Annotated in this window: 26 protein-coding genes and 1 pseudogene; 17 read left to right on the top strand and 10 right to left on the bottom strand. The window is 64.1% G+C overall.

Translation table 11 applies throughout. The features are described from left to right. Nucleotides 1-101 precede the first annotated feature (101 nt). The 3 genes from FJ471_RS21975 to FJ471_RS21965 all read left to right on the top strand — a co-directional run bounded on the left by FJ471_RS21975 (nt 102) and on the right by FJ471_RS21965 (nt 3,728). The gene (locus tag FJ471_RS21975) at nt 102-2,213 is read left to right on the top strand and encodes a S9 family peptidase (RefSeq protein ID WP_140806843.1); all 2,112 of its coding nucleotides are present in this window, start codon (nt 102-104) and stop codon (nt 2,211-2,213) included. A 99-nt stretch (nt 2,214-2,312) separates the two neighbouring features. Further along, nucleotides 2,313-2,702 carry an SET domain-containing protein-lysine N-methyltransferase gene (locus FJ471_RS21970; protein ID WP_140806842.1) on the top strand — a complete coding sequence of 130 codons (390 nt, stop codon included), beginning with the start codon at nt 2,313-2,315 and terminating at the stop codon, nt 2,700-2,702. 201 nt (nt 2,703-2,903) lie between these two features. After that, nucleotides 2,904-3,728, top strand: a complete 825-nt coding sequence (locus FJ471_RS21965; RefSeq protein ID WP_140806841.1) for an LON peptidase substrate-binding domain-containing protein — start codon at nt 2,904-2,906, stop codon at nt 3,726-3,728. Nucleotides 3,729-3,739: 11 nt separating this feature from the next. Here the strand turns inward: FJ471_RS21965 and FJ471_RS21960 are convergent, their stop codons facing one another. The 4 genes from FJ471_RS21960 to FJ471_RS21945 form a co-directional block, all read right to left on the bottom strand. Further along, nucleotides 3,740-4,684 (bottom strand): cytochrome c, encoded by a 945-nt coding sequence (locus FJ471_RS21960; RefSeq protein ID WP_140806840.1) that lies wholly within the window; start codon nt 4,682-4,684, stop codon nt 3,740-3,742. A gap of 10 nt (nt 4,685-4,694) precedes the next feature. Further along, the gene (locus FJ471_RS21955; protein WP_140806839.1) at nt 4,695-5,132 is read right to left on the bottom strand and encodes a cytochrome c; all 438 of its coding nucleotides are present in this window, start codon (nt 5,130-5,132) and stop codon (nt 4,695-4,697) included. A 258-nt stretch (nt 5,133-5,390) separates the two neighbouring features. Then, nucleotides 5,391-5,993, bottom strand: a complete 603-nt coding sequence (locus tag FJ471_RS21950) for a superoxide dismutase (protein WP_140785282.1) — start codon at nt 5,991-5,993, stop codon at nt 5,391-5,393. A 211-nt stretch (nt 5,994-6,204) separates the two neighbouring features. Beyond that, nucleotides 6,205-7,083 carry a branched-chain amino acid aminotransferase gene (locus FJ471_RS21945; protein WP_140806838.1) on the bottom strand — a complete coding sequence of 293 codons (879 nt, stop codon included), beginning with the start codon at nt 7,081-7,083 and terminating at the stop codon, nt 6,205-6,207. Nucleotides 7,084-7,234: 151 nt separating this feature from the next. Here FJ471_RS21945 and FJ471_RS21940 point away from each other — a divergent pair, with 151 nt between their 5' ends. After that, nucleotides 7,235-7,900: a haloacid dehalogenase type II gene (locus FJ471_RS21940; RefSeq protein ID WP_140806837.1), complete on the top strand. Its 666-nt coding sequence runs from the start codon at nt 7,235-7,237 to the stop codon at nt 7,898-7,900. A 179-nt stretch (nt 7,901-8,079) separates the two neighbouring features. Further along, nucleotides 8,080-8,907 (top strand): L,D-transpeptidase, encoded by an 828-nt coding sequence (locus tag FJ471_RS21935; protein ID WP_140806836.1) that lies wholly within the window; start codon nt 8,080-8,082, stop codon nt 8,905-8,907. Here FJ471_RS21935 and FJ471_RS21930 read toward each other — a convergent pair. Continuing rightward, entirely contained in the window at nt 8,904-10,346 is a 1,443-nt protein-coding gene (locus FJ471_RS21930; protein ID WP_140806835.1) for a PLP-dependent aminotransferase family protein, read from the bottom strand. The two genes, FJ471_RS21935 and FJ471_RS21930, sit on opposite strands and share 4 nt — an antisense overlap. A gap of 76 nt (nt 10,347-10,422) precedes the next feature. Between FJ471_RS21930 and FJ471_RS21925 the strand changes: the two genes are divergently transcribed. The 3 genes and pseudogenes from FJ471_RS21925 to FJ471_RS21915 all read left to right on the top strand — a co-directional run bounded on the left by FJ471_RS21925 (nt 10,423) and on the right by FJ471_RS21915 (nt 12,741). Then, nucleotides 10,423-11,046 (top strand): FMN-binding negative transcriptional regulator, encoded by a 624-nt coding sequence (locus FJ471_RS21925; RefSeq protein ID WP_140806834.1) that lies wholly within the window; start codon nt 10,423-10,425, stop codon nt 11,044-11,046. A gap of 50 nt (nt 11,047-11,096) precedes the next feature. Further along, a pseudogene (locus tag FJ471_RS21920) lies at nt 11,097-11,748 on the top strand (LysE family translocator). A gap of 156 nt (nt 11,749-11,904) precedes the next feature. Continuing rightward, nucleotides 11,905-12,741 carry a 3-keto-5-aminohexanoate cleavage protein gene (locus tag FJ471_RS21915; RefSeq protein ID WP_140806833.1) on the top strand — a complete coding sequence of 279 codons (837 nt, stop codon included), beginning with the start codon at nt 11,905-11,907 and terminating at the stop codon, nt 12,739-12,741. Nucleotides 12,742-12,879: 138 nt separating this feature from the next. Here the strand turns inward: FJ471_RS21915 and FJ471_RS21905 are convergent, their stop codons facing one another. Then, entirely contained in the window at nt 12,880-14,403 is a 1,524-nt protein-coding gene (locus FJ471_RS21905; RefSeq protein WP_140806832.1) for a helicase HerA-like C-terminal domain-containing protein, read from the bottom strand. A gap of 251 nt (nt 14,404-14,654) precedes the next feature. On the opposite strand from FJ471_RS21905, the gene FJ471_RS21900 reads away from it, so the two are divergent. The 4 genes from FJ471_RS21900 (at nt 14,655) to FJ471_RS21885 (ending at nt 18,893) form a co-directional block, all read left to right on the top strand. Further along, a complete protein-coding gene (locus FJ471_RS21900; RefSeq protein ID WP_140806831.1) occupies nt 14,655-16,097 on the top strand; it encodes a methylmalonyl-CoA mutase subunit beta in 1,443 nt (480 codons plus the stop codon). Then, the gene (gene scpA / locus FJ471_RS21895) at nt 16,094-18,217 is read left to right on the top strand and encodes a methylmalonyl-CoA mutase (protein ID WP_140806830.1); all 2,124 of its coding nucleotides are present in this window, start codon (nt 16,094-16,096) and stop codon (nt 18,215-18,217) included. The genes FJ471_RS21900 and scpA overlap by 4 nt, the downstream gene beginning before the upstream one ends. A 71-nt stretch (nt 18,218-18,288) precedes the next feature. Beyond that, on the top strand, nt 18,289-18,510 hold the full coding sequence (locus FJ471_RS21890; RefSeq protein WP_140806829.1) for an AbrB/MazE/SpoVT family DNA-binding domain-containing protein: 222 nt from the start codon (nt 18,289-18,291) through the stop codon (nt 18,508-18,510). Then, on the top strand, nt 18,507-18,893 hold the full coding sequence (locus FJ471_RS21885; protein WP_140806828.1) for a type II toxin-antitoxin system death-on-curing family toxin: 387 nt from the start codon (nt 18,507-18,509) through the stop codon (nt 18,891-18,893). Before FJ471_RS21890 ends, FJ471_RS21885 begins: the two co-directional genes overlap by 4 nt. On the opposite strand, the gene greA is transcribed toward FJ471_RS21885, so the two are convergent. Next, nucleotides 18,890-19,372, bottom strand: a complete 483-nt coding sequence (gene greA, locus FJ471_RS21880) for a transcription elongation factor GreA (protein WP_140806827.1) — start codon at nt 19,370-19,372, stop codon at nt 18,890-18,892. The genes FJ471_RS21885 and greA overlap by 4 nt on opposite strands. 106 nt (nt 19,373-19,478) lie before the next feature. Here greA and FJ471_RS21875 point away from each other — a divergent pair, with 106 nt between their 5' ends. After that, nucleotides 19,479-20,855 (top strand): TIGR03808 family TAT-translocated repetitive protein, encoded by a 1,377-nt coding sequence (locus FJ471_RS21875; protein WP_140806826.1) that lies wholly within the window; start codon nt 19,479-19,481, stop codon nt 20,853-20,855. Here the strand turns inward: FJ471_RS21875 and FJ471_RS21870 are convergent. Further along, nucleotides 20,852-21,664, bottom strand: coding sequence for a methyltransferase domain-containing protein (locus FJ471_RS21870; RefSeq protein ID WP_140806825.1), 813 nt, complete (start codon nt 21,662-21,664; stop codon nt 20,852-20,854). The two genes, FJ471_RS21875 and FJ471_RS21870, sit on opposite strands and share 4 nt — an antisense overlap. Nucleotides 21,665-21,843: 179 nt before the next feature. On the opposite strand from FJ471_RS21870, the gene FJ471_RS21865 reads away from it, so the two are divergent. Together FJ471_RS21865 and FJ471_RS21860 are read left to right on the top strand one after the other, a co-directional pair. Beyond that, entirely contained in the window at nt 21,844-22,125 is a 282-nt protein-coding gene (locus FJ471_RS21865) for a DUF1778 domain-containing protein (protein ID WP_140806824.1), read from the top strand. Next, the gene (locus FJ471_RS21860; protein WP_140806823.1) at nt 22,125-22,610 is read left to right on the top strand and encodes a GNAT family N-acetyltransferase; all 486 of its coding nucleotides are present in this window, start codon (nt 22,125-22,127) and stop codon (nt 22,608-22,610) included. The genes FJ471_RS21865 and FJ471_RS21860 overlap by 1 nt, the downstream gene beginning before the upstream one ends. 87 nt (nt 22,611-22,697) lie before the next feature. Here FJ471_RS21860 and FJ471_RS21855 read toward each other — a convergent pair whose 3' ends face one another. Beyond that, a complete protein-coding gene (locus FJ471_RS21855) occupies nt 22,698-23,702 on the bottom strand; it encodes an asparaginase (RefSeq protein WP_140806822.1) in 1,005 nt (334 codons plus the stop codon). Between the two features lie 155 nt (nt 23,703-23,857). Next, nucleotides 23,858-25,024 (bottom strand): acetyl-CoA acetyltransferase, encoded by a 1,167-nt coding sequence (locus FJ471_RS21850; RefSeq protein ID WP_140806821.1) that lies wholly within the window; start codon nt 25,022-25,024, stop codon nt 23,858-23,860. A 281-nt stretch (nt 25,025-25,305) separates the two neighbouring features. On the opposite strand from FJ471_RS21850, the gene betI reads away from it, so the two are divergent. Both betI and FJ471_RS21840 read left to right on the top strand, forming a co-directional pair. Further along, the gene (gene betI, locus FJ471_RS21845) at nt 25,306-25,896 is read left to right on the top strand and encodes a transcriptional regulator BetI (protein ID WP_140806820.1); all 591 of its coding nucleotides are present in this window, start codon (nt 25,306-25,308) and stop codon (nt 25,894-25,896) included. Further along, nucleotides 25,893-26,238 (top strand): sulfatase-like hydrolase/transferase (locus tag FJ471_RS21840; protein WP_140806819.1); only part of this gene is annotated, 346 nt, incomplete at its 3' end. The genes betI and FJ471_RS21840, both read left to right, overlap by 4 nt.

The following is a 26,238-nucleotide window of genomic DNA, read 5'->3' as shown; positions in this document are numbered from 1 at the left end:
CTTCAACTTGGCTTCTGTAGACCACCTTGGACCGCGCCCCTTGAACCGCCGCTGAGCGGCGTGTTCATTCGTCATTCAAGCAAATTCCGCAGCGAGACGTAATGACCAGAGCTTCCGCCTTGACTTCCGCCTTCCCGGCCGCCAGCCCGCCGACGCCCGAGAAACACCCGGTTTCCGATACGCATCATGGCATCACCCGCAACGACGACTATGCCTGGATGCGGGCCGACAACTGGCAGGCGGTGTTCCGGGACCCTTCCCTGCTCGATGATCGCATCCGCGCTCATCTCGAGGCTGAGAACGCCTATCAGGCGGCGCTGATGGCGGGCACCGCAGACCTGCGCGGCAAGCTGTTTGCCGAGATGAAGGGGCGCATCAAGGAAGATGACTCGACGGTTCCCATGAAGGACGGCCCCTATGCCTATGGCTCGTCCTTCCGGCTGGGCGGCGAGCAGCCGCGCTATTTCCGAACGCCGCGCGACGGCGGCACCGAGGAGATCCTGCTCGACGGCGACAAGGAGGCCGAGGGCAAGCCCTATTTCCGGCTCGGCGGCGTCGACCATTCGGCCGACCACGGGAAGCTGCTGTGGGCCTTCGACGACAAGGGTTCGGAATTCTTCACGCTGCGCGTGCGCGATCTTGCGAGCGCCAAGGAACTTGCCGACCAGATCCCGGATACCGGCGGCGGCGGGGTCTGGGACGCCGGCGACGGCGGCTTCTTCTATACCCGGCTCGACGACAACCATCGCCCGTCAAAAGTGTTCTTCCACGCGCTCGGCGACAGACCCGAGAACGACCGGCTGATCTATGAGGAGACCGATCCGGGCTTCTTCATGGATGTCGGCGGCACACGTGCCAATGACTGGATCATGATCGGCATCAACGACCATGAGACTTCGGAATACCGCCTGCTGCCCGCCAATGATCCATCGGCCGAGCCGAGGCTGGTGGCGGTGCGCGAGACCGGGCTGCAATACGACCTGGAAGAAGGCGGCGACATCTTCTTCATCCTCACCAATGCCGACGGCGCCAAGGACTTCAAGATCATGACCGCGCCGGTCGATAACCCGGTGCGCGCCAACTGGCAGGAATTGGTGCCGCACGAGCCGGGACGGCTGATCCTCTCCGTGCTCGGCTTCAAGCATCACATGGTCCGGCTAGAGCGCAAGGACGGCCTGCCGCGCATCGTCGTGCGCGAGCGCGCGAGCGGCGAGGAGCATTTCATCTCCTTCGACGAGGAGGCTTTCTCGCTCGGCCTCTCGGGCTCCTACGAATACGACACCGAAACGATGCGCTTCACCTATTCGTCGATGACGACGCCCGCGCAGGTGTTCGACTACAATATGCGCAACCGCGAGCGCGTGCTCCTGAAGACACAGGAAGTGCCGTCCGGCCACGACCCGGAGCACTATGTCACGCGCCGGCTGATGGCGCCGGCAGCCGATGGCGAGTTGGTGCCGATCTCGCTGCTCTACCGTCGCGATACGCCGCTGGACGGCTCGGTGCCCTGCCTGCTTTACGGCTATGGCTCCTACGGCATCACCGTTCCTTCGGCCTTCAACACCAACTGCCTGTCGCTGGTCGACCGCGGCTTCGTCTATGCCATCGCGCATGTGCGCGGCGGCAAGGACAAGGGTTACGGCTGGTACGAGGACGGCAAGCGGGCGAAGAAGATGCACACCTTCACCGATTTCATCGCCTGCGCCCGCCATCTCGTCGCCGAGCGCTACACGCGGCATGACCGCATCGTCGCGCAAGGCGGCTCGGCCGGCGGCATGCTGATGGGGGCGATCGCCAACATGGCGCCGCAGGATTTCGGCGGCATCGTCGCCGAGGTGCCGTTCGTCGACGTGCTCACCACCATGCTCGACGCCAGCCTGCCGCTGACGCCGCCGGAATGGCCGGAATGGGGCAACCCAATCGCGTCCGCCGCCGACTACGAGACGATCGCGGCCTATTCGCCCTATGACAATGTGGCGGCGCACGACTACCCGCCGATCCTGGCGCTGGCGGGCCTCACCGATCCGCGCGTCACCTATTGGGAGCCGGCGAAATGGGTGGCGCGGCTGCGCGAGCGCAAGGCAGGCGGCAACCCGGTCCTGTTCAAGATCAACATGGAGTCCGGGCATGCCGGCGCGTCGGGCCGGTTCTCGCGGCTGGAGGAGATCGCCTATATCTACGCCTATGCCTTGAAAGTGACCGGCAAGGCCTGATTTTCCACTCGCAATTGCCAAGGGCGCGCGTTACCCAATGCCGCCCTTTCGCGCGCGGCCTGGTCAAGCTGCGCCATCCGTTCACTCGCAAGGACAATCATGCTGCTCGTCGACACCTATCTCGACAAATCCGCCATCCAGGGCATCGGCGTTTTCGCCAAGAACCGCATTGCCAAGGGCACGCTGGTCTGGAAGCTCGACCCGCGGTTCGACCGCCGCATCCCTGTCGGCACCTATGAGGCCCAGATCGGCCCGGTGAAATCCTATCTCGACCGCTATTCCTATCCGGACCGGCACGATCCGAGCTTCATCGTCTTCGAGGCCGACGATGCGCGCTACATGAACCACGACGACGATCCGAACTGCGACGTCTCTTCGCCGGAGGAGACCTACGCGCTGCGCGACATCGCGGCCGGCGAGGAACTGACCTGCAACTACAACCACTTCTTCGAAAACGGCTTCGATTTCCTGGGCGACCGCCACCCGTAGACAGGGCGCGGGACCTGAGGTCAGGATTGACAAGCACCTGACCTCGGCGCACCTTCCCGGGCGGTAGATACAACCTGCTGCTTGCACCCTCCTGGGTACGGTGAATGTATCGAGCCAATTCAGGCTCCCTTTGCCCGAACGAACGGGTCAGCAACGCAAGCTCCTGACGCTTTCCGTTCGTTTTACGCAGAGGATGATCTCATGCGCGATTTCCGCGACGCCAAGGCCATGGCGCAAACGTTAAGCGAAGCGCTGGCCGCCAAATCCGTCTCACTTTCTCACGGCGAAAGCCTGGAGCTGATCGCCAGGATTCTCGGCCTCCGAGACTGGAATGTGTTGGCCGCGAGGATTCAGGCAAACCAGCGGGCAACAGCGCCTGAAGCAGCGCCAGTTGCGGTCCTTTCCAGTCTCATGCAGACAGAGGTCCCCATCTTTCCCATGCGGGACCTTGTGCTGTTCCCGCAAACGATCACGCCCATCTTCGTGGCGCGCGACAAAACGCGGCGTGCCGTTGAACGTGCCATGGCCGGCGATCGTCGGGTTCTCGTGGTCGCCCAGAAGCATGGCGCCGACGACGACCCCAGCACCCTTCAGTCTCTCCATCCGGTGGGCGTTATGGCGAGCGTGATAAACAGCCAGACGCAGATGGATGGCGTTCTCAAGGTCACGGTATCCGGCCTTCAGCGCATGGCCATCACACGCCTGATCGACGGCGAATGCCTGGCGGCAGAGACAAGCCCGATCGAAGAGCAGCGCGGCCAGTCGGAAGAAGCCGCCTCACTTTCCCGCATGGTGCTCGATGCATACAGTATCTACGCCAACATCGACCTTTCCTCGCTGCCGGTGCGCCAGCGAGCCCGCTTCGGCCTCCCTTCCGCCGAGAATCCCGGCCTGATGGCCGACACCGTCGCGCAGTTGCTGTCGATAGGCATTGATGAGAAGCAGCGGATCCTGGAAACCAGCGATGTCGTGGCACGACTCGAAAAGGTGCTCGAGTTGATAGGTACCGCCCGGCCCGAGCAATAACCGGAAGCAGCTCAACTCGCCGGCTTGCGCGCCGGGTAGCCGTTGGGATGCGGCGGGACGGCCTTGAGATAGGCGGCGATCGCTGCACGGTCGTCGGCGGTCAGCTGCGCCATGTTGCGCTGCACCTCGACCATGGCGCCGCCGACGGAATCGAACTCGGGCGTGAAGCCGGTTTCGAGATAATTGGCGATGTCGGCCTCGGACCAGTCTTTCATGCCGCCACCGAGAGTGATGTTCGGCACGATGCCCGAGCCTTCGGCCGCCACGGCGCCCGCCAGCCACTCGCCCTTCTTGACCCCGCCGGCGAAATCGCGCGGCGTGTGGCATTCGCCGCAATGGCCGGGTCCCTCGACCAAATAGCGGCCGGCCAGCACCTTGTCCGGCGTGCCTTCGGGCAGCGCGATCACCGGTTCGGGGCTGAGGTAGAGCCGCTTCCACAGGCCGATGCCGCGGCGGATGGTGAAGGGGAAGGAAAGCTTGTGATCCGGCGCCTTGCCGGCTGCCGCCGGCAGCGTCTTCATGAAGGCGTAGAGGTCGGCGATGTCGGCCGGCTTCATGCGCGCGTAGGAGGCATAGGGAAAGGCCGGGTAGAAATGCTCGCCGGAAGGCGAAACACCCTTCAGCATGGCGTTGGCGAAGTCTTCCTCGCTCCAGGCGCCGATGCCGTCCTTCTGATCCTGCGAGATATTGGGCGGAACGAAGGTGCCGAACGGCGTCTTCAGTTCCAGACCGCCGACGAGCTCGAGACGGGCGTCGCCCTGGGCGCCCGGCTTGGCGTGGCAGGAGGTGCAGCCCCCCGCGTAGAAGATGCGCTTGCCCTTGGCAGCGTCGCCGGGGCCGAGCTGGGCGACGGCCGCAGCGTCAAGCCTGACCGGCGCCGACAGGGCCCAGCCGGCAACGGCCGCGGCGCCGCCAAGCACGATGACGGCGCCGACGAGCTTCTTCAGCCAGGCCATCGCCAGGCGATCAGCTCTTCTTGATCCGGTAGGTCTGGTGGCAGGTGCCGCAATCGCCACCCAGCGTGTTGAGCTGCGCCTTCAGCGCGTCGACATCGGCCGGCGGGGAAGCGACCGCGGCCTTGGCGTCGGCCAGGAACTTGTCCTCGGCGGCCTTGAAGCCCGCCATGTCTTCCCAAATCTTGGGTGCTGCCGTGGTGTCGCCCTTGTCGGAGCCGGCAGGGAACAGCGTGTCGGCGTCGAACTTCTCGGCGTTGGCTTCCAGCGCCTTCAGCGCGTCGAGTACGGCGGCGGCATCGAAAGGCGTCTCGCCCTTGACCACCTTCGAGATCTGGCCGGCGAGCTTGCCGCGTTCCTTCATCAGGGCCTGACGATCCTTGATCGGGTCGGCATAGGCGGCCGAGCCAGCAAAGGCGAGCATAGAGATGGCGATGACAAGCTTTCTCATTCAATTGGCTCCATGATGATGAAGGGAGTTCGCGACTAAGGCATTTCACCGTTTCACGGTGAAATGCTGTATCTCCTTATTGACGCAATTCCGGACGGAAAACCGCTTCACACTTTTCCTGGAATTGCTCTGAACGTTAACGGGCATCGCGGCGGGATTATTCCCTTTTTGCCGTGACGATTTTGCTGGCCGGCTTGTAGTTTCTTCCCGCCCGAAAATGAAAAGCCCCGGCGTACCGGGGCTTTTCATCAAAATCGCTTAGCCTTTGGCCTTTTCGTACAGCTCCAGGACATGGTCCCAGTTGATCAGGCTGTCGACGAAAGCCTCGAGGTATTTCGGCCGCGCATTGCGGTAGTCGATGTAATAGGAGTGCTCCCAGACGTCGACGCCGAGGATCGGCGAGCCGCCGTGAACCAGCGGGTTCTCGCCGTTCGGGGTCTTGGAGATTTCCAGCTTGCCGTTCTTGACCGAGACCCAGGCCCAGCCGGAGCCGAACTGGGTGGTGCCGGCGGCGATGAAATCCGCCTTGAACTTGTCGTAGCCGCCAAGATCGCTGTCGACGGCCTTCTGCAACGCGCCCGGCAGCTTGTTGCCGCCGCCGCCCTTCTTCATCCACTTCCAGAAATGGATGTGGTTGTAATGCTGGGCCGCGTTGTTGAAGAGCCCGGCATTCTTGCCGAAGGACTGCTTCACGACCTCTTCGACGGACAGGTCGCCCATTCCGGCCTCGGCCGCCAGCTTGTTGCCGTTGTCGACATAGGCCTTGTGGTGCTTGTCGTGGTGATACTCCAGCGTCTCCTTCGACATGTAAGGCTGCAGGGCCTCGTAGTCATAAGGCAAAGCGGGCAATTCAAAAGCCATGGATGGTACTCCCTCGAGGAAAAAAGTCCGGTGATACTACCGAGCTAAGATAGGTCTGGAATGGATCGGGGCAACTCCGGAATGGAGCGCCGAGCGAGTTTTTAGAGCAATTCCGAAAAAAGTGCGAAACGGTTTTCCGCCCGGAATTGCGCAAAATTAAAGAGATGGAGCGGGTCGCCGTTCGCGTGAAACGGTGAAACGCTCCGGCGGGTCAGGCGGCGGACGTCGAATGCGCCCATTCCCAATAGAGCTCGCGCGCCTTCTTGGCCACCGGTCCGGGCTGCAGGTCGCGGTTCTCGATGCGGGTGATCGGCACCACCTTCGAGTGGTTGCCGGTCGAGAAGATCTCGTCGGCCTCGAGGAAATCGCGAATCGACAGCGTCTTCTCGGTGGTCCTGAAACCATAGTCGCCGAGCAGGTTGATGGTGCGCGAGCGGGTGATGCCGGACAGGAACGTGCCGTTCGGAGCAGGCGTCATCACATGACCGTCCTTGACCAGGAAAATGTTGGAGGTGCCGGTCTCGGCGACATTGCCCAGCATGTCGAGCACCAGCGCGTTGTCGAAGCCGCGGTTCTTGGCCTCCAGGATGGCCCGGCCGTTGTTGGGATAAAGGCAGCCGGCCTTGGCGTTGGTCGGCATGGTCTCGATGGTCGGGCGCCGGAACGGCGAGACGCCGATCGAAAAGCCGGACGGCGGAATCATCGGCGATTCGTAGAGGCAGAGGCAGAAGCGGGTCGAGGCCGGATCGGCCGGCACGCCCATATAGCCGCCATGCTCGGCCCAATACATCGGCCTGATATAGACTGCCGTCTTGCCGTCGAATTTCTTCAGGCCGTCCCAGGTCAGCCCGATGATCTCTTCCGTCGTCATCGAAGGCTTCAAGCCAAGCGCGGTCGCGGAAGCGTTGACTCGGGCGGAGTGAAGCTCGAGGTCGGGCGCGACGCCTTCGAACCAGCGGCCGCCGTCGAAGACGCTGGTGCCGAGCCACATGGCATGGCTGCGCGGCCCCAGTATCGCGACATTGCCGTCGTACCAGTCGCCGTCCACATAGGTCCAAGTCGCGGTTTGCGCCGCCGCCGCCAGTGTCATGTTCGCCGTCCAGATCGATGATTTCAGGCCGCCATAGGACGATGCTTTGGCGGGCGGCGTCAACCGACATGGACAAAAATCGTTGAGGCCAGCGGCACTTAGGCGCAATCAGCGCTTGCACGGCGCGGCTTGCCGCCGCAAAACTCTTTCCATGCACTATGCGGCTTATGTCTTCGACGCCTATGGCACGTTGTTCGACGTGCATGCGGCCGTGCGCCGCCATGCCGGCGAGATCGGCCCGGACGGACAGCTGCTGTCGGAAATCTGGCGTGCCAAGCAGCTCGAATATTCCTGGGTACGGACGCTGATGGGAGGTGCCTACGCCGATTTCTGGCAACTGTCCGAGCAGGCGCTCGACTTCGCGTTGCGCAAGGTGCCGTCAGCCGACCCGGCGCTGCGGACAAAACTGCTCGAGGCCTATTGGCGGCTCGACTGCTATCCGGAAGTGCCCGCCGTGCTGAAGGCGCTCAAGACCTCGGGCGCGAAGCTCGCGATCCTCTCCAACGGCTCGCCCGAAATGCTCGGCGCGGCTGTCAAATCCGCGGCGCTCGACCAGATCCTCGACGACGTGTTCTCGGTCGATGCGGTCAAGCGGTTCAAAACCGACCCGTCGGTCTACGACATGGTGGTCACCGGCTGGCGGCTTTATCCGGGCGCGGTGTCGTTCCAGTCGTCGAACCGCTGGGACATAGCCGGCGCGGCCAAGTTCGGTTTCCGCACGGTGTGGATCAACCGCACCAACCAGCCCGACGAATACCGGGATTTTCCGCCGGCACTGATCCTGCCCTCGCTCGAGGGTCTTCTGGCCGGCGGTTAGCCCCCAAAGTGGCTGTTGCTGCAGTGCAACAGCTGTGGCGCGATCACAGCTTCGCCTTTTTCTGTCCACCGTCAGGCCAGAATTGGAACCGCCTATCACCGCCGAATGTTATGGATGCCGCCGGCGACGTGCCCCCGCATTCATGCTTTCTTGCGAATTAAGACCTAGAAAAGGCAACCATGTCAGACGCTTCCTTCCGCATCAGCCGCCGTGGCTTCCTCAATCTTACAGCCCTTGGCGCTGCTTCTGCCGCGGTCTCCGCCTGCACCACGACCAGCGATCAAGGCCCCGCGCCCATCCAGACGCCACCGCCTCAGACCTATGTCGAGCCGCCGCTCGGCGATTATGAGACGATGTATGCCGCGGTCACCGACAACGGCTTCGACCTGCCGGCCATCCCGGTGAGAAAGATCGATCACAAATTCTTGCGCCAGATCGTGCCCGACCCGACCGGACAGCGTCCCGGCACCATCGTCGTCGATACCACCGGCCACTTCCTCTACCTGGTGCGTGAGGGCGGCCAGGCGATCCGCTATGGTGTCGGCCTCGGCCGCGCCGGTTTCGAATGGTCGGGCGACGCGGTCGTGCAGTGGAAGCAGAAATGGCCGAAATGGACGCCGCCGGACGAGATGGTCGCGCGCCAGCCGGAACTGACGCAATACAGCGCCAAGAATGGCGGCATGCCGGGTGGCCTGAAAAACCCGCTCGGGGCGCGTGCGCTCTATCTCTTCCAGGGCAACCAGGACACGCTCTACCGCCTGCACGGTTCGCCCGAATGGTGGTCGATCGGCAAGTCCGTCTCATCCGGCTGCGTGCGCCTGATCAACCAGGACATCATCGACCTTTACGACCGCGTGCCGACCAAGACCCCGGTCATCGTGACCGCCAATGTCGGCGCACCGGAAGAGGACATGCCGGAGCGCAAGGCGATCCCGATCGACAACGGCGTGCCGACGGGCTCGATCCTGCTCGGCCCGGTGAAGAAGCTCACCAACGAGATCTTCTAAGACGCCGATCTATTGGCGTGCTTGGCCAATATGGTGGCCAGCACCGCAACGCCGCGTCGCAACGCCTCCGCATCAAGACCGGCATAGCCCAGGATAAACCCGGCCGTTTCCGGCCTGGGTCCGCCCGGATCATAAAGCGGCGACACGGGATAGAGACCGATCCCGGCGTCTCGCGCAGCCGCGATGATCGCCGGTTCGCGTTCGGCGTCGATGCCGTTCATCCAGGCAACGACATGCAGGCCAGTATCGGCTCCCGCGACCGTGACCTGCGGCCCCAGACGATCGCTCAACGCCCGCAGCAGGATGTCCCTGCGCTCGGCGTTCTTCCTGCGGATGCTGCGGACATGACGTTCGTAGGCGCCGCTTGCCAGCAACTCGCTCAGCACGTCCTGCTCCAGCATGGGGGCGTGCCGGTCGGTCAGGCGCTTCGCCTCGCTGAATGCCCGGCGCAGGCTGACGGGGACGACGAGGTAGCCGAGCCTCAGGGTGGGCGAGAGCGTCTTGGACAACGTGCCGACATAGATGACGGTATCCGCGTCGAGCGCCTGCAGCGGCGGGATAGGACTGATGTCGTGGCGGTATTCGCCGTCATAATCGTCTTCCACAATGTAGGCTCCCGTGCCGGCGGCCCAGGCCAGCAGCGAACGCCGCCGCGTCGCCGAAAGCACGCCGCCGAGCGGAAACTGATGCGAAGGCGTCACGTAAGCGAGACGGGCCGCCGGCAGCTTTTCCGTCCTTAGCCCATCCGCGTCGACAGGAACCGGCACGGCAATGCCTCCCGCGGCCACGAAGGCATGGCGGGCGAGCGGATAGCCGGGGTTTTCGATCACAAAGGGATCGCCGGGGTCGAGCAGCAGCCGCGCGCAGAGGTCCAACCCCTGCTGCGAGCCGTTGACGATGACGATCTGCTCCTGCGTGCAACTGATGCCGCGCGCGCGCCAGAGATAGGCCTGCAGCGCGTTGCGCAGGATGGAAGACCCCTGCGGGTCGCCGTAGCGCAGCCGCGCGGGGCGTCGCAGCACGGCCTTGTTGGAGGCCCGCCGCCAGGCCAGCACCGGGAAGTCGGCTCCGGACAGTTCGCCATAGCGGAAATCCGCAAGCTTGGCCGGCGGCATTTCTGCGGTTCGAGGCAGGGCCAGCAACCGTCTTGCGAAGGCCGAGAGGTTGCGCGGCGAAGCGGTTGCGACGGTCGCCTCTCCCAATGCCCTCTCCAGCCCGGGAGCAACGATAGCGCGCGCCCCATGCCGGATGATCAGATAGCCTTCGGCATCGAGCTGGCTATAAGCGCCCGTGACCGTGGTTCGCGAGGCCCCCCATTCGGCCGCGAAGGCGCGCGTCGACGGCAGGCGATCGCCCGGCCTATAGGCGCCGCTGTGGATCTGCTCCTTGATCGCCGCGATGATCCGGCGCGCGACGCCGTCCTGCTCCAACTGGACCACCAGAAACTTTCAAAACTGGATATTCCAAGCAAGCCAGACATCCGGCATCTTTTCCTGCAACGCAAGGAGTTTTGTCATGTACACACCACCCGCCTTTCGCGACGACGATCACGAGAGCCTCACGGCCACGATCCACGCGGCGCGGCTGGCAATCCTGGTCACCGCCACGGCCGATGGCCCGCTGGCGACGCCTCTGCCGCTTCTCCTCGACGAGAACGAGGGCGAGCAGGGCGTGATCTACGGCCATGTCGCGAAGGCAAACCCGCAATGGCGCGCGCCAGTGCTGGGCAACGGACTGGCGATGTTCATGGGGCCGGACGCCTATGTGACGCCGTCCTGGTACCAGACCAAACAGGAGACCGGGAAGGTGGTGCCGACCTGGAACTATGTCGCCGTCCACGCGCATGGGCCGATCGAATTCTTCGAGGATGCCGACAGGCTGCTCGAGGTCGTGACCCGCCTGACCAACCTGCATGAAGGCGAGCGCGCCGCGCCCTGGGCCGTGTCGGATGCGCCGGCGGATTTCATCCAGTCGCAGCTGAAGGGCATTGTCGGCCTGCGCATGCCGATCACCAAGCTCGAAGGCAAGCGCAAGATGAGCCAGAACCGCAACGCGGCCGATCGCGCCGGCGTGCTCGCCGGCCTGACGGCGAGCGAGCGGCCATCCGATCGCGAGGTCGCGCCGCTCATTCCAGTGTGAAGTCTGGCCAGTGTGAAGACTGGCCCCAGCACTTTCAAGAGACCTCCGTCATGTTGGACCTGACCCAATTCGCCTTGTATTTCGCCGCGGCTTTCCTGCTTGCCATCACGCCGGGGGCCGGGCATCTTCTATGTCGCCGCGCGCACGCTCGCCGGAGGACGTGGCGAAGGCATTGCCTCCAGCTTCGGGACGGGGCTGGGCGGCATGGTCCACGTGCTGGCCGGCAGTCTGGGCGTCTCGGCAATCGTGCTTGCCAGCGCGGAGCTGTTCACCGCGCTGAAGCTGATCGGCGCCGTCTACCTCGTCTGGTTGGGCTTCCGCACGTTCCAGGCCGCCCGACGCGATGCAAAAACAATGCTGGAGGGCGGCGCGCCGGCGCCCGCGCTCGGCGCTGCCCGAGCGTTTCGCGAGGGGGTGCTGGTCGAAGCGTTGAACCCGAAGACGGCCGCCTTCTTCCTGGCCTTCATTCCGCAATTCGTGAACCTCAGCGGCGGCCACGTCGCGCTGCAGTTCATGATCCTCGGCTTCATATCGGTAACGCTCAACACGCTGGCCGATGTCGTGGTCGCTTTTGCGGCAAGCCGAATCCGGGCAGGCGCGACCGGGCGTTCGGGCGTGATCCGCCGCCTGCGGGAGGCGTCGGGCGGCGCGATGGTCGCGCTCGGCATGGGCCTGGCCATAGCCAAGCGCCCTGCCCTCTGATTGCCCGGCCACGCAGGGCGGGCGACTGATTGCCATTTTGAACTCTGCCCGGTCTCGGCGACAAGCGTTACGCGCTCACATCGGAGTGGATGTTGCGCAAGGCATAGTTATGGTTGTGCAACCCACGAAGTACAGATGCGGAGCAGGTAGAATCCAATGCAAGCAGTTTCCGGCCGCTCCGGTCCCGTCGCGATTGCAGTGGCGCCGAGTGGCGGCCGGCGTACGAAAGCCGATCATCCGGCGTTGCCGATTACGTCCGATGAGTTGGCACGGGTCGCGGCGGTCTCGCTCGAGGCCGGCGCAGCCATGATCCACGTGCATGTCCGCGACCGCAACGGCCGCCATCTCCTCGACGCGCAAGCCTACCGCGCCGCAGCCACCGCGATCAGGGCACAAGTCGGCGAGAGGCTCGTGGTTCAGATCACCAGCGAGGCCTTGGGTATCTACCGGCCCGAACAGCAGATGCGGGTGGTGCTGGAGGCGCGCCCCGAAGCCGTCTCGCTCGCTTTGCGCGAGTTCGTGCCCGATCAAACGCATGAAGCAGGTTTCGCCTCGTTCCTCGAAACGCTCCGGCGGCGGAAGGTAGTACCACAGATTATCCTCTATTCGACGGAAGAGGCCTCGTATCTAGCGACGCTCGCGAGACGGGGGATGATCCCGTTCGACAATCAGCCAGTCCTCTATGTGCTCGGCCGTCACACAGTTGGACAGACGTCTGCCCCCGCCGACCTGCTGCCGTTCTTGGCTCTCGGCCCCGTCGCGCCCAGTCACTGGATGGTGTGCGCCTTCGGTAGCCAGGAAACGGCATGCGTCACGACCGCCGCGCTACTCGGCGGGCATTGCCGTGTCGGATTTGAAAACAATCTTTTCCTGCCGGGCGGCGCATTGGCCTCGGGGAACGGGGATTTAATCGCGGCCACGCGACGGGCACTTGAAGCCTGCGGCCTCGCGGTCGCCGACGCCGACGCGCTACGCAGCCAGTGGGCCGCCTAAAGCGCGTCGCGCTGAACCGGATTTCAGGCGACGCGCTTTAAGTCTTTGTTTTGATGCATGTCGTTGTCCCAGAACCGAGCACACTTCTGGGCGACATGCATTAGTGGTGTGAGCCTTGCCACGCCGCCGGGCGAAAGCTCACCGCCCCCGGGCCAGGCTCCCCAGGATGCCGCGCACGATGGCACGGCCGACGGAGGAGCCGACCGAGCGCACCACCGACTTGATGGCGGCTTCGGCCACGGTCTGGCGGTTGGACGAGCGCCGGTTGCCCGTTCCCAAAACATCGTCGAAACCAGGAATGGTCCAGCGCGAGCCGCCGCTGTTCTTCTGCTTTGCCTGCGCCTCGGCGTCCTGCGCTTCCTTGGCCTTCTTCTGCAGGATTTCGAAGGCCGATTCGCGGTCGACCGCCTCGTCGTACTGGCCGGCGACCGGGCTCTCGGCGATGATCTTGCGGCGCTCGTCGGGTGTGATCGGTCCGAGCCGCGACGACGGCGGCCGGATCAGAGTGCGCTGCACCATGGCCGGCACGCCCTTGTCCTCCAGCATCGAGACCAGCGCCTCGCCGGTGGCGAGCTGGGTGATGGCGGTGGCGCAGTCGAAATCGGGATTGGGCCGGAAGGTCTCGGCGGCGGTGCGCACCGCCTGCTGTTCGCGCGGCGTATAGGCGCGCAGCGCGTGCTGGACGCGGTTGCCGAGCTGGGCCAACACCTTTTCGGGAATATCCAGCGGGTTCTGGGTGACGAAATAGACACCGACGCCCTTGGAGCGGATCAGCCGCACCACCTGCTCGACGCGGTCGATCAGCACCTTCGGCGCGTCCTCGAACAAAAGATGCGCCTCGTCGAAGAAGAACACCAGCTTGGGCTTGTCGAGATCGCCGACTTCAGGCAGCTCCTCGAACAGTTCGGACATCAGCCACAGCAGGAAGGTGGCGTAGAGTCTTGGGTTCATCATCAATTTGTCGGCGGCCAGAACGCTGATCGCGCCACGGCCGTCGCGCGTCGTGCGCATGATGTCGGCAATGCGCAGCGCCGGCTCGCCGAAGAAGTTGGCGGCACCCTGCTGCTCGAGCACCAGGAGCGTGCGCTGGATGGCGCCGACCGAAGGCTTGGTGACATTGCCGTAGCGCGCGCTGAGCTGGTCGGCGCGATCGGCCATGTTGGCAAGCAGCGCCTGCAGGTCCTTCAAATCAAGCAACAGCAGGCCTTCCTCGTCGGCGATGCGGAAGGCGATGTTCATGACGCCTTCCTGCGCGTCCGTGAGGTTCATCAGCCGCGACAAAAGCAGCGGCCCCATCTCGGAAATGGTGGCGCGGATCGGGTGGCCCTGCTCGCCGAACAGATCCCAGAAGATGACCGGAAATTCCTGGAACTGGTAGGGATCGAGCTTCACCTGCCCGGCGCGCTTGACCAGGAAATCCTTGGGCTCGCCCATCATGGATATGCCGGAAAGGTCGCCCTTGATGTCGGCGCAGAAGACCGGCACGCCGGCATTCGAAAAGCCCTCGGCCAGGATCTGCAGGCTGACCGTCTTGCCGGTGCCCGTGGCCCCGGTGACGAGGCCGTGGCGGTTGCCGTAGCGCAGCAAAAGCTCTTCGGCGCGCTGATAGGAATCGTCGGACTTGCGGCTGGCGCCGATGAAGATGCTGGTCTCGTCAACCATATCCTGTCTCCGCAATCTGTTCCGCTCAAAGGCCTCAACCCGAGGTATAGTAACGCCAGTCGCACGCGGCAATGCCCAGTATCGATTTTGGGACGCAGCGAATTTGGCCTTTGGCGCTTGCGGATTGCGCGCATGTTTGGCAATCGATTGGCGGTCGCGGGAGAACCCGGCCGGATGACGCATTGTGATATCCGGTTCCTGACCTTAGATTGGCTGGACCCGGCTGATGCGGCCGAGAAGCGAGGACAGCGATGGGCGCCGGCGCCTTGACCAGGGATGTCGACCTTCCGAACCCGGACGCCAAGCGTTGGCAGGCGCTGGCGGAAAAGGCGCTTGCCGGGGGTTCCTTCGAGGAAAAGCTCGTCTCCCGCACCGATGACGGCATCCGCATCGGGCCGCTCAGCCAACGCTCGACGTCGGCCGAGCCATTGCCGCGCACAAATCCGACCGCGCCCTGGGTCGTCAGCCAGCGCGTCGACGACCCGGACATTGCCCGCGCCAGCGCCCAAGCCCTGGAAGACATCGCCCAAGGCGCCACCGGCCTGTCGCTGGTCTTCGAGGGCGCGCCGAACGCGTTCGGTTACGGCCTGCCGCGCACCGCGGAAGCGCTCGAGGCGGTGCTCGACGGCGTGCCGCTCAACCGCGTGCAGGTGCGCATCGACGCGCATCCCTGGAGCCGCGCGGTCGCCGACTGGCTGCTTGCCTTCCTGAGCAAGCGCCGCTCCGATCCGACCAAGCTCAACCTCTCCTTCGGCATCGACCCGGCGGCGATCTTCGCCGGCACCGGGCGGCTGCGCACCTCGATCGAGGCGCTGCAGGAATCGATGCCGCAGTCGCTGGCGCATTTCTTCTCGATGGGCGTGCCGGGCGTGCTGCTCGAGGCCGACGGCCGCGTCTTCCACAACGCGGGGGCCACCGAGGCGCAGGAGCTCGGCACGATGATGGCCTCGGTCGTGTCCTATCTCAGGATGTTCGAGAAGGCACGCCAGCCGCTGGTCTATGCCGCACCCCATATCGGCTTCGCGCTCAGCGTCGACCAGGACCAGTTCGTCTCGATTGCCAAGGTGCGGGCCTTGCGCAAGTTGTGGGCGCGCATCCAGGAGGCCTGCTCGATCCCGGCCTCGACCGCCAGCATCCATGCCGAGACCTCCTACCGCATGATGACGATGGCCGACCCGGAGACCAACATATTGCGCACGGCGATCGCGGCCTTCGCGGCGGCAGCCGGCGGCGCCGATTCGATCTCGATCCTGCCGCACACCATCGCGCATGGGCTGCCGGCCGGCTTTGCCCGCCGCGTCGCCCGCAACGCGCAGCTTATCATGGCCGAGGAGAGCCATATCGGTCATGTCGCCGACCCCGCCAGCGGCTCGGGCGCGGTCGAGGCGCTGACCAACGATCTCTGCGCTGCCGCCTGGAAGGAATTCCAGCGCATCGAGGCTGAGGGCGGCGTGCTCGCCAGCCTGCAGCGGGGCTATGTCCAGAATCGCGTGCAGACGGCGGCCGCCAAGCGCAACGGCGCTTATCGTTCGGGCGAACGCGGCATCGTCGGCACGACACTTTACCGCGTCGGCACGGAGCGCCCGGTCGAGACACTGCCGCAGGAGCGGCGCCCGACCCTGACCGAAGGTGTCGCTACCTGCGAGCCGCTGTTTCCGGTGCGCATCGATCAGTCGATCGGAGCCGGGTCATGATCCCGGATTTCAGCCAGATCGATTGGTCGGCGCCGCGTCGCGCACCGGTCGAGCTCAAAGGCCAGCGGATGACGCCGGAAGGCATCGCCGTAAAGCATCTCTACACGCAAGGCGACCTCAAGGGGCTCGCCAATCTCGACACCTATCCGGGCATGCCGCCTTTCGTGCGCGGCCCCTACCCCACCATGTATGTCCAGCAGCCCTGGACGATCCGGCAGTATGCCGGCTTCTCGACAGCGGAAGAATCCAACGCCTTCTACCGGCGCAACCTCGCGGCCGGCCAGAAAGGCCTGTCGGTGGCCTTCGATCTCGCCACGCATCGCGGCTATGACAGCGACCATCCGCGCGTCGCCGGCGATGTCGGCATGGCCGGCGTGGCGATCGATTCCATCCTCGACATGCGGCAGCTGTTCGACGGCATTCCGCTGAACGAGATGACGGTGTCGATGACGATGAACGGCGCCGTGCTGCCGATCATGGCTTTGTACATCGTCGCGGCCGAGGAACAGGGCGTCGCGCAGAAGGATCTGGCCGGGACCATTCAGAACGACATTCTGAAGGAGTTCATGGTCCGCAACACCTACATCTATCCGCCGAAGCCTTCGATGCGGATCGTGTCGGACATTTTTGCCTACACCTCCAAGCATATGCCGAAATTCAACTCGATCTCGATCTCCGGCTATCACATGCAGGAAGCCGGCGCGACCGCCGACCTCGAGCTCGCCTACACCATCGCCGACGGCATCGAATATGCGCGCGCCGGCGTTGCTGGGGGCCTCGACATCGACCGCTTCGCGCCACGCCTCTCCTTCTTCTGGGCGATCGGCATGAACTTCTTCATGGAGGTCGCCAAGCTCAGGGCCGCAAGGCTGCTCTGGTCGAGCCTAATGAAGAAGAATTTCGCGCCGAAGGACGAACGCTCGCTGTCGCTGCGCACCCATTGCCAGACCTCAGGCTGGTCGCTGACGGCGCAGGACCCCTACAACAACATCACCCGCACCATGATCGAAGCGATGGCGGCGACGCAGGGGCACACGCAGTCGCTGCACACCAATTCCTTCGACGAGGCGATGGCGCTGCCGACCGACCATTCGGCGCGGATCGCGCGCAACACGCAGCTCATCCTGCAGAAGGAATCCGGCACGACGCGCATGATCGATCCGTGGGGCGGCTCGGCCTATGTCGAGCGGCTGACGCATGATCTGGCGGCGCGCGCGCTCGCCCATATCGAAGAGGTCGAAAGCCTCGGCGGCATGGCGGCGGCGATCGAGAAAGGCATTCCGAAGCTTCGCATCGAGGAAGCGGCCGCGCGCACCCAGGCGCGCATCGATTCCGGCGAGCAAATTCTGGTCGGCGTCAACGCGCACCGGCCGCAGGCGGACATCGAGGTCGATGTCTTGAAGATCAACAATGCCGAGGTGAAGGCCAGGCAATTGGCGAAGCTGCAGCGGCTCAAAGGCACGCGCGACGTCGCGGCCCTGGAGGACGCGCTGGCGGCGCTGACCCGTGCCGCCGAGGGCGACGAGAACCTGCTCGAATTCGCGATCCGCGCCGCGCGCGCCAACGCCACCGTGGGCGAGATTTCGCTGGCGCTGGAAAAAGTGTTCGGCCGCCACACGGCGGCGGTGCAGACGATCTCCGGCGTCTATCGCGACGCGCTTGGCGACAACCCGGCGCTCGACCCTCTGCAACAGAAGATCGAAGCGTTCGAGAAGAAATCCGGCGGCAAGCCGCGCATCCTGGTCGCCAAGATGGGCCAGGACGGCCACGACCGCGGCCAGAAGGTGATCGCCAGCGCTTTTGCCGATCTCGGCTTCGACGTGACCGTCGGGCCGATGTTCCAGACGCCGGACGAGATCGCCAGGCTCGCGGTGCAGCACGACGTCGACATCATCGGCGCGTCATCGCTGGCAGCCGGTCATCTGACGCTGATCCCCGAGCTCAGGAACGCGCTGAAGAAGCTCGGCCATGCCGACATGCTGATCGTCGCCGGTGGCGTCATCCCGCCGCAGGATTATGACGCGGTGGTGGCGGCTGGCGCGGCGGAAATCTTCCCGCCGGGAACGGTGATACCGGAAGCCGCGAACCGGCTGATGGACCGGTTGCTGGCTGAGAGTTAGCGCCGTTATAATCGCTGTTGCAACATTTGGCGCTTGACGTTATAATTTGCGTTGCAACAGGATATTCCGTCATGAACACCACCATTCGCAAAATCGGCAATTCCGAAGGCGTGATACTGCCGAAGGAACTCCTCGATCGCATGAACATGAAGGCGGGTGACCAGCTTCAAATCGTCGAGACCCACAAGGGCATCGCCCTTGAGCCGGTCGATGACAGTTTCGAGCGGCAGATGGAAGCTGCCCGTAAGGTCATGGACAAGTACAAAGTCGCGCTTCAGAAGCTCGCTGAATGAGCTGGCAGTTTCTGTCGCGCCGCGCCGTCGAGGCAATGCATGCCGAGCAGTTGCGCCGGCATGGCGGTGCGCAGGGGTTGAGAGATGAGAACGCTCTCGAATCCGCCCTCGCCCGTGCTGAGAACAAGGCCAATTACGGTGATCCGTCTATCGAAGGGGCAGCAGCCTACATCTTCGGCATCGCGAGGAACCATGCATTCGTCGACGGTAACAAGCGCACGGCCATGGTCGCGGCCGGTGCATTCCTGATCATCAATGGCTACGGGCTCACAGCCGACAATGGTACGATCTATGAATTCGTCATGGGGGTCGCAGCCGGCGAAATCGATGAGGCAGGTGCCGCAGCATTCTTCCGCGACCACACTGCAAAGCTAGAAGACTAACTCTCGGCCTTGTCCGAGAGCTTGACGATTTCCCATTCCTTGCCGTTGACCTTGACGACCTCGCCGACCTTCTTGCCGAACAGCGCCACGGCCATCGGCGAGACATGGGAAATGCTGCCCTTCGACGGATCGGCTTCGTCCTCGCCGACGATGCGCCAATGCACCTTCTTGCCGTCGTCGCCTTCCAGCGTGACACCCATGCCGAAGCGCACCACGTCGCTGCCGGGCTCCGGCACGGAAAGCTCGGCGTTCTCGCGCCGCGCGGTCCAGTAGCGCAGGTCGCGGGAAACCACTGCGATGCGCTCGCGGTCGCCCTTCTTTTCCGCCTTGCCCAATATATCACGCAGGTCGGCGAGATTGTCCTCGATCATCGCCAGGCCGCGCTCCGTCACCAGATTGCGGTGCGTGCTGACTGGACGTTCGCCGACGCCGGCAATGGCGTTTTCGCTGTCTTCTTCGCGGGTAAAAGCTCTGCTCATAAAGTAAACTTAGGCTTGGCGAGGCGACTGCACAAGCGGTTTGCCGATCAGCTCACCTTGGCACGATTCCTGCGACAGACAGGGCGAAACGCCAGGACCTGTGCCGATGTTGAACAGACGAACGCTGCTTGCCCGGACCGCCGGCTTCGCCGTCGCCGGCGTCTTTGCCGGCAAGGCAGCGGCAAAGTCACTGCCGGGCATCGAGATGGCCGCGATGCGCGGCTCGATCAATGCCACGGAGATCGGCGTGCAGCCGGGCGCTGTCGACGACCAGAGCAAGGCTTTCGCCAAGATGCTGGCAGCGGCCAGCGACCGCGACCAGCCGGTGTTCCTGCCGCCCGGCACCTATCTCGTCTCGAACCTCAAGCTGCCTGCCCGCGTGCGCCTGTCGGGCGTGCCCGGCGCGACGCGCATCGTCTATGGCGGCAACGGTCACCTGATGATGGCCGAGCAGGCCGAACATATCGAGCTCAGCGGCCTGGTGCTCGACGGCGCCAACCGCTGGCTGGCCGACTACACCCAGGGGCTGCTCGACCTGCGCCGCGTCGGCCATCTCGTCATCGACAATTGCCAGGTGACAGGCAGCGGCAAGAACGGGCTGGCGCTCGAACATGCCGCCGGCCGTGTCGGCCGCTCCGATATTTCGGGTGCCGCGGATGCCGGCATCTATTCGGTCGAGGCCGGCGGGCTAGAGATTTCCGGCAACACCGTTTCCGACTGCGCCAATGGCGGCATCCTGGTGCATCGCTGGCAGGCGGCGGAGGATGGCACCATCGTCAGCGGCAACCGTGTCCAGAGGATCGGCGCAAGAAGCGGCGGCACCGGCCAGAACGGCAACGGCATCAACGCCTTCCGCGCCGGCAACGTCATCATCTCGGGCAACGTCGTCTCAGACTGCGCCTTCACCGCAGTCCGCGCCAACAGCGCCAGCAATCTGCAGATCACCGGCAACACCTGCTCGCGCTCCGGCGAGACCGGGATCTATTCGGAATTCTCCTTCGAAGGCGCGATCCTCAGCAACAATCTGGTCGACGGCGCGGCCAACGGCATATCGATCGTCAATTTCAACGAAGGCGGCCGCATGGCCGTCTGCTCGAACAACATCGTGCGTAACCTCTCGACCATTGGCCCCTACACTGCCGATCCGCCCGGCTTCGGCGTCGGCATCAGCGCCGAGGCCGACACGACGGTCTCGGGCAATGTGGTCGAGAACGCGCCGCTCTATGGCATGCAGCTCGGCTGGGGCCCCTATCTGCGCAATGTCGTGGCGACGGGGAACATTATCCGCAAGGCCGGCACCGGCATCGTCGTTTCGGTCGTCGAAGGCTCCGGCACCGCGGTCATCTCGGACAACGTCATCGACGGTGCGAAAAACGGCGCCATCATCGGCCAGCGCTGGGCCGATCCGGTGACCAGCGACCTTTCCCAGTCAACGGATACCGGCTACGCGCATCTCACGGTCGAGCGCAACAAGGTAAGTTAAGCCGCGGCCACGACAATGTGGGCCTGGATCTTGGCGGCCACCTCGCCGCGGCCATGCTTGCCCGCGATCACGGATTCGGCGTAGTCGGTCGCGGACGCCAATCGTCCGGCCTCCCTGGCCTCGATCTCATTGCGAAGCAGGGTTCCCTGGCAATAGGCGACGGCCGGAACACGCGGCGAGGATGCGCGGCTCTGCTCGGCCACGGTATCGATCGCCACATCTGAGAAGGCCGCGGCAGCCAGATCGCTACGGATCAGGTCCTTGTCGTGATAGCCATGCGGCGTGCGCGCCAGGAAGCGCGGCGGATCGTGCGGAAAGATCGTTGCCAGAGCGTTCGTCACGTCGTCGGCGAATATGTTCTCCTCGATGCGATCCCAGACACTGAACAGGAAATGTCCGCTTGGCTTCAGGACCCGTTTTGCCTCACGATAGGCGGCGGCACGGTCGGGAAAGAACATGGCGCCGAACTGACAGCAGACGAGGTCGAAGGCCGCATCGTCGAAGGGCAGCTTCAGGGCATCCGCCTGGTGCCATGCGATGCGGCTGTCGGGCCCCTGGCGAGAAGCCGCGTAGTCGAGCATCGGCTGATTGAGGTCGGTTACGGTGTAGCTGGCGCGGTGAGAAAGCTGTGGCGCCAACGCGCGGGTCACGGCCCCGGTGCCCGCGGCGGTCTCCAAGATGGCCAGGGGCGAGAAGGACGCGGCCCGGCGTGCGGTCTCGGCGGCATAGGCGTCGAAAATCAGCGGCACCATGTGGCGATCGTAATTTTCCGGGATCGACCCGGCAAACACCTTGTCCGCTTCCAGCATGGCTACCCACCGTCCGATCGATGCTGGTAGACTAGCAAAAAAAAATGAACTCGTTGCTGTTCAATTTTGCCGTGGGCAGCTTTTTTCGGGCTGACCGGCGGCCAAACCTGACAGCCTTAGATTTAGATACACATTGTGTATGCAAAAATGCTATATTGGTGATGGAAGGATTCATCGCCATGGCTACGAAAAACCAGGACAGCCACGCCAAGCCTGTCAATCTGCGCATCCGCGAGGATGTCCGCAGCCTGATCGACCGCGCCGCGAAGATACGCGGCAAGACCCGCTCCGACTTCATGATCGACGCAGCTTACCGCGCGGCGGAAGACACGCTGCTCGACCAGACGCTCGTCAAGGTCGATGCCGAGAGCTATCAGCATTATCTCGATATCCTCGACCAGCCACCGAGCGGCGAAGGATTTGCCCGCCTGATGAATGCGCCCAAACCCTGGCGGGACTGATGCTTTCGGCGCCAATCCTTCTTGCCGATAGTCACGAACTCGATCTTTTTCAAAGCGGAACCGACAGCCTGGATCAATGGCTTCGACGGCGGGCGCGCGCCAACCAGGTCAGCGGCGCGTCCAGAACCTATGTGATTGCGGAAAGCACGCGCGTCGTCGGTTATTATTGCCTTTCATCAGGCGGACTTGATCTGGCGGATGCTCCCGGTTCGATCCGCCGCAACATGCCCGGTCCCGTGCCCATGGCTGTACTTGGCCGGCTAGCCGTCGATGCAAGCTGGCAAGGCAAGGGCCTGGGCGTCGCCCTGCTACAGGACGCGGTGCTGCGGACCGGTCAAGCGGCGGCCATTCTCGGCATTCGCGGCCTCCTGGTTCATGCGATATCGGATGAGGCCAAAGCGTTTTATGAGCGCTATGGCTTCCAGGCTTCGCCAAAAAATCCGATGACTTTGGTGCTATCGCTGAAGACGGCTAAGTCAGGATGACGTTTCGTTGAATCGTTACCCTGACCTAGTTTTTTGTTGGAGCATGATGTTTTCCGAAAACCGGCTCCCATTTTTCGGGATCATGCTCTAATTGAACGCCGCCGTCGGCCGCAGCAAGCCTACCTTGGCCCCTATGCGGCTTTCGATCGCGGGATGGGCAAGCTCGGTGAGCTTTGCCGCAAGCGGTTCATCGCCGCGCAACAGCTTTGCCAGCACTGCGGCGATCATCACTTCCGCCGCCCTGCCGGCGCCGTCATCGCATTTCAGGGCGAGGCCGAGGCCAAGTTCGGGCAATGCCGCGCAATAGACGCCTTCGGCGCCGGTCTTGACGAAGATGCGGCCGGGCGCCGCCTGCATCAGCGCGACATCGGCCTTGCCGGTGCCGGCGACGAGGAACGGTTCGGCCATGCAAGCCGAGAGCAGCCGCTTCGCCGCCTTGGCGCGCTCGGGCGCAAAGCCCCTGCCCGTCGCCATGCGGGCAAAGCCCTGGGCGAAGCTTTTCAGGGGCACGGCATAAGTGGGGATCGAGCAGCCGTCCGTGCCGCTGTTGTCGACGCTGTGCGCCGCGCCCGTCACGGATTGCATGGCGTCGCGCACCATCTCCTGCTGCGCATGACCTGCCCTGACATAACCAGCGTGCGCGATGCCGGCATGCACGCAGGTGCAAAGGAAGCCGGAATGCTTGCCGGAGCAGTTGTTGTGCAAAGCATTCGGCGCGCCGCCGGCGCGGGAAAGCGCGATCTCGGCGGCATGGTTCGATGGCCAATGCACGCCGCATTCCAGCGCGGTCTTATCGAGACCGGCCTTGGCCAGCATCGCGGCAGCCAGTTCGACATGGGCCGGCTCGCCCGAATGCGAGGCGCAGGCCAATGCCAGTTCGCGGTTCCCGAAGCCATAGGCATCGGCGGCACCGCTTTCGACCAGCGGCAAGGCCTGGATCGCCTTCACTGCGGAGCGCGGGAAGACCGGGCGTTCCGTGTCGCCGATCTCCCAGACAGGCTTGGCGTCGGCGTCGAAGACGGAAACCGCGCCGCGGTGGGCGCTTTCCACCACCGCGCCGCGCGTGACTTCGACCAGAACCGGATTTGTCATGTCGCCTCCCGCATGCGCGCTCCAAGGTGCGCCGCTTAAAGCGCGCCGCGCTGAAACGGATTCAGGCGACGCGCTTTAAGCCTTTGTTTTGATGCATGTCGTTGTCCCAGAACCGCTTCGCAGTTCTGGGCGACATGCATTAATGCGGGCCGCTTCTAGCGAATCCTGTCGAGAATGGAAACGTAGTTGGCCACCGCCGCGCCACCCATATTGAAGATGCCGCCGAGCTTGGCGCCCGGCACCTGGATGCCGCCGGCCTCGCCCATCAGCTGCATGGCGGTCAGCACATGCATCGACACACCGGTGGCGCCGATCGGATGGCCCTTGGCCTTCAGGCCGCCGGACGGATTGACCGGCAGGCGGCCGTCCTTGGCCGTCGTGCCATCCAGCGCCAGCCTGGCGCCCTCGCCTGGCTTGGCCAGGCCCATCGCCTCATATTCGATCAGTTCGGCGATGGTGAAGCAGTCATGCGTCTCGACGAAGGAAAGGTCGTCGAGCGTGACGCCGGCCTTCTTCAGCGCCTGCTCCCAGGCGCGCTCGCAGCCCTCGAAGGAGAGGATGTCGCGCTTCGACATCGGCAGGAAGTCCTGCACATGCTCGTTGGCGCGGAAGGTCACGGCGCGGCGCATCTTCAGCGCCGTCGCGGTGTCGGCGAGAATGAGCGCCGCGGCGCCGTCGGAGACCAGCGAACAGTCGGTGCGCTTCAGCGGACCGGCGACGAACGGGTTCTTCTCGCTTTCCTGGCGGCAGAACTCATAGCCGAAATCCTTGCGCATCTGCGCATAGGGATTTTCGACGCCATTTCGGTGGTTCTTGGCCGCGATCATGGCCAGCGCGTCCGACTGGTCGCCGTAGCGCTGGAAATAGGCCTGTGCGATCTTGCCGAAGACGCCGGCGAAGCCGGCCGGGGTCTCGCCATCTTCCGGCAGGTAGGAAGCCTTGAGCAGATTCTTGCCGATCTCAGGACCGGGCGTGGTCGTCATCTGCTCGGCGCCGACCACCAGCACGATGCGGGCGGCGTTGGCGTCGATCGCGCGGATGCCCTGCCGGACGGCGGCCGAGCCGGTGGCGCAGGCGTTCTCGACCCGCGTCGCCGGCTTGAAGCGCAGCCGGTCATCGGCCTGCAGCACAAGGCTCGCGGTGAAATCCTGCGGCGAGAAGCCGGCGTTGAAATGGCCGAGCACGATCTCGTCGACGTCGTCCGGGCCGATGCCGGCATGGTCGAGCGCCTCGACGGCAACCTTGGTGATGAGGTCCTCGAGCGTCTCGCCTTCAAGCTTGCCGAAGCGCGAATGCGCCCAGCCGACGATGCATGCGGTCATAACAGCCTCCATTTGCCGCCGAGCCCAGCGTATGTTGATCTTCAGGTGATGCCGGCCTGCGAATGGGTTCTCGAAAATCGCCATTCTCGGCGCGGCCTGACCTGAACCTCAACCCACGCTAGCACGATCCTTCGCGGCACGTGATTCAATATTGTTCAATAGTGAACCGTTTTCCAGCCCCTACCATGGTCCAGAACGACACGATCGGTTGATCTCAGTGTCGATTTTTTATTGATTGACGCGTCAATAAAAAATAATCTCTCTTCAGAACCGGATCCCAAATGCCGAAAATTGGAATGGAGCCAGTGCGCCGCAAGGCGCTGATCGATGCGACGATCTCTGCGATCGGCGAGCGTGGATCGCTGGACGTGACAATGTCGGAGATCGCAGGGCGCGCCGGCGTGTCGTCGGCGCTGGCGCATCACTATTTCGGCGCCAAGGACGAACTGCTGTTCGCAACGATGCGGCACATCCTCGCCGAGCTCAACAGCGACACGAGGCGCGCGTTCGGCCTTGCCGTGACGCCGCGCCAGCGCGTCTCGGTGGTCGTCGCCGTCAGCTTTTCCGACGACCAGTTCCAGCCTCAGATCATCGCCGCCTGGCTCGCCTTCTATGTCGAGGCGCAGAAGTCCTCCGACCTGCGGCGGCTGCTGCGCATCTATGCGCGGCGGCTGCATTCGAACCTGATGAGCGGGCTGACCGGTATCCTGCCTCGGACCGAGGCCGACCGCGTGGCGGAAGCGACCGCGGCGCTGATCGACGGGCTCTACATCCGCCGCGCGCTGAAGGACGGCGTGCCCGACGCGCAGACCGCGATCACGCTCGTGGAAGACTATCTCGAAACCAAGCTCAACGGACGGAGCCTGCCTTGACCACCCGGCGACCCAATTTCCTGATCGTCATGGTCGATCAGCTCAACGGCACGTTCTTTCCGGACGGCCCGGCCGACTTCCTGCATGCGCCGCACCTGAAGGCGCTTGCCGCGAGCTCGGCGCGCTTCGCCAACAATTACACCGCCTCGCCGCTCTGCGCCCCGGGCCGCGCCTCGTTCATGAGTGGGCAACTGCCGTCGCGCACCGGGGTCTACGACAACGCCGCCGAGTTCACTTCTTCCATTCCGACCTTCGCCCACCATCTGCGCGCCGCCGGCTACTACACCTGCCTGTCCGGCAAGATGCATTTCGTCGGTCCCGACCAGTTGCATGGTTTCGAGG

Origin of the sequence: Mesorhizobium sp. B2-7-1, from assembly GCF_006440735.1 — a bacterium.
Classification (GTDB): domain Bacteria; phylum Pseudomonadota; class Alphaproteobacteria; order Rhizobiales; family Rhizobiaceae; genus Mesorhizobium.
Note: the sequence above shows the minus strand (reverse complement) of the source record. Positions and strands in the feature narration are given on the sequence as shown.

Coding starts and splice junctions, on each gene's coding strand:
- FJ471_RS21890 (WP_140806829.1), top strand. CDS start 18,289: ATGAACACCACCATTCGCAAAATCGGCAATTCCGAAGGCGTGATACTG.
- FJ471_RS21970 (WP_140806842.1), top strand. CDS start 2,313: ATGCTGCTCGTCGACACCTATCTCGACAAATCCGCCATCCAGGGCATC.
- FJ471_RS21865 (WP_140806824.1), top strand. CDS start 21,844: ATGGCTACGAAAAACCAGGACAGCCACGCCAAGCCTGTCAATCTGCGC.
- greA (WP_140806827.1), bottom strand. CDS start 19,372: ATGAGCAGAGCTTTTACCCGCGAAGAAGACAGCGAAAACGCCATTGCC.
- FJ471_RS21965 (WP_140806841.1), top strand. CDS start 2,904: ATGCGCGATTTCCGCGACGCCAAGGCCATGGCGCAAACGTTAAGCGAA.
- FJ471_RS21870 (WP_140806825.1), bottom strand. CDS start 21,664: ATGCTGGAAGCGGACAAGGTGTTTGCCGGGTCGATCCCGGAAAATTAC.
- FJ471_RS21905 (WP_140806832.1), bottom strand. CDS start 14,403: ATGGTTGACGAGACCAGCATCTTCATCGGCGCCAGCCGCAAGTCCGAC.
- scpA (WP_140806830.1), top strand. CDS start 16,094: ATGATCCCGGATTTCAGCCAGATCGATTGGTCGGCGCCGCGTCGCGCA.
- FJ471_RS21885 (WP_140806828.1), top strand. CDS start 18,507: ATGAGCTGGCAGTTTCTGTCGCGCCGCGCCGTCGAGGCAATGCATGCC.
- FJ471_RS21855 (WP_140806822.1), bottom strand. CDS start 23,702: ATGACAAATCCGGTTCTGGTCGAAGTCACGCGCGGCGCGGTGGTGGAA.
- betI (WP_140806820.1), top strand. CDS start 25,306: ATGCCGAAAATTGGAATGGAGCCAGTGCGCCGCAAGGCGCTGATCGAT.
- FJ471_RS21850 (WP_140806821.1), bottom strand. CDS start 25,024: ATGACCGCATGCATCGTCGGCTGGGCGCATTCGCGCTTCGGCAAGCTT.
- FJ471_RS21875 (WP_140806826.1), top strand. CDS start 19,479: ATGTTGAACAGACGAACGCTGCTTGCCCGGACCGCCGGCTTCGCCGTC.
- FJ471_RS21915 (WP_140806833.1), top strand. CDS start 11,905: ATGCAAGCAGTTTCCGGCCGCTCCGGTCCCGTCGCGATTGCAGTGGCG.
- FJ471_RS21940 (WP_140806837.1), top strand. CDS start 7,235: ATGCACTATGCGGCTTATGTCTTCGACGCCTATGGCACGTTGTTCGAC.
- FJ471_RS21925 (WP_140806834.1), top strand. CDS start 10,423: ATGTACACACCACCCGCCTTTCGCGACGACGATCACGAGAGCCTCACG.
- FJ471_RS21935 (WP_140806836.1), top strand. CDS start 8,080: ATGTCAGACGCTTCCTTCCGCATCAGCCGCCGTGGCTTCCTCAATCTT.
- FJ471_RS21860 (WP_140806823.1), top strand. CDS start 22,125: ATGCTTTCGGCGCCAATCCTTCTTGCCGATAGTCACGAACTCGATCTT.
- FJ471_RS21955 (WP_140806839.1), bottom strand. CDS start 5,132: ATGAGAAAGCTTGTCATCGCCATCTCTATGCTCGCCTTTGCTGGCTCG.
- FJ471_RS21900 (WP_140806831.1), top strand. CDS start 14,655: ATGGGCGCCGGCGCCTTGACCAGGGATGTCGACCTTCCGAACCCGGAC.
- FJ471_RS21945 (WP_140806838.1), bottom strand. CDS start 7,083: ATGACACTGGCGGCGGCGGCGCAAACCGCGACTTGGACCTATGTGGAC.
- FJ471_RS21975 (WP_140806843.1), top strand. CDS start 102: ATGACCAGAGCTTCCGCCTTGACTTCCGCCTTCCCGGCCGCCAGCCCG.
- FJ471_RS21960 (WP_140806840.1), bottom strand. CDS start 4,684: ATGGCCTGGCTGAAGAAGCTCGTCGGCGCCGTCATCGTGCTTGGCGGC.
- FJ471_RS21950 (WP_140785282.1), bottom strand. CDS start 5,993: ATGGCTTTTGAATTGCCCGCTTTGCCTTATGACTACGAGGCCCTGCAG.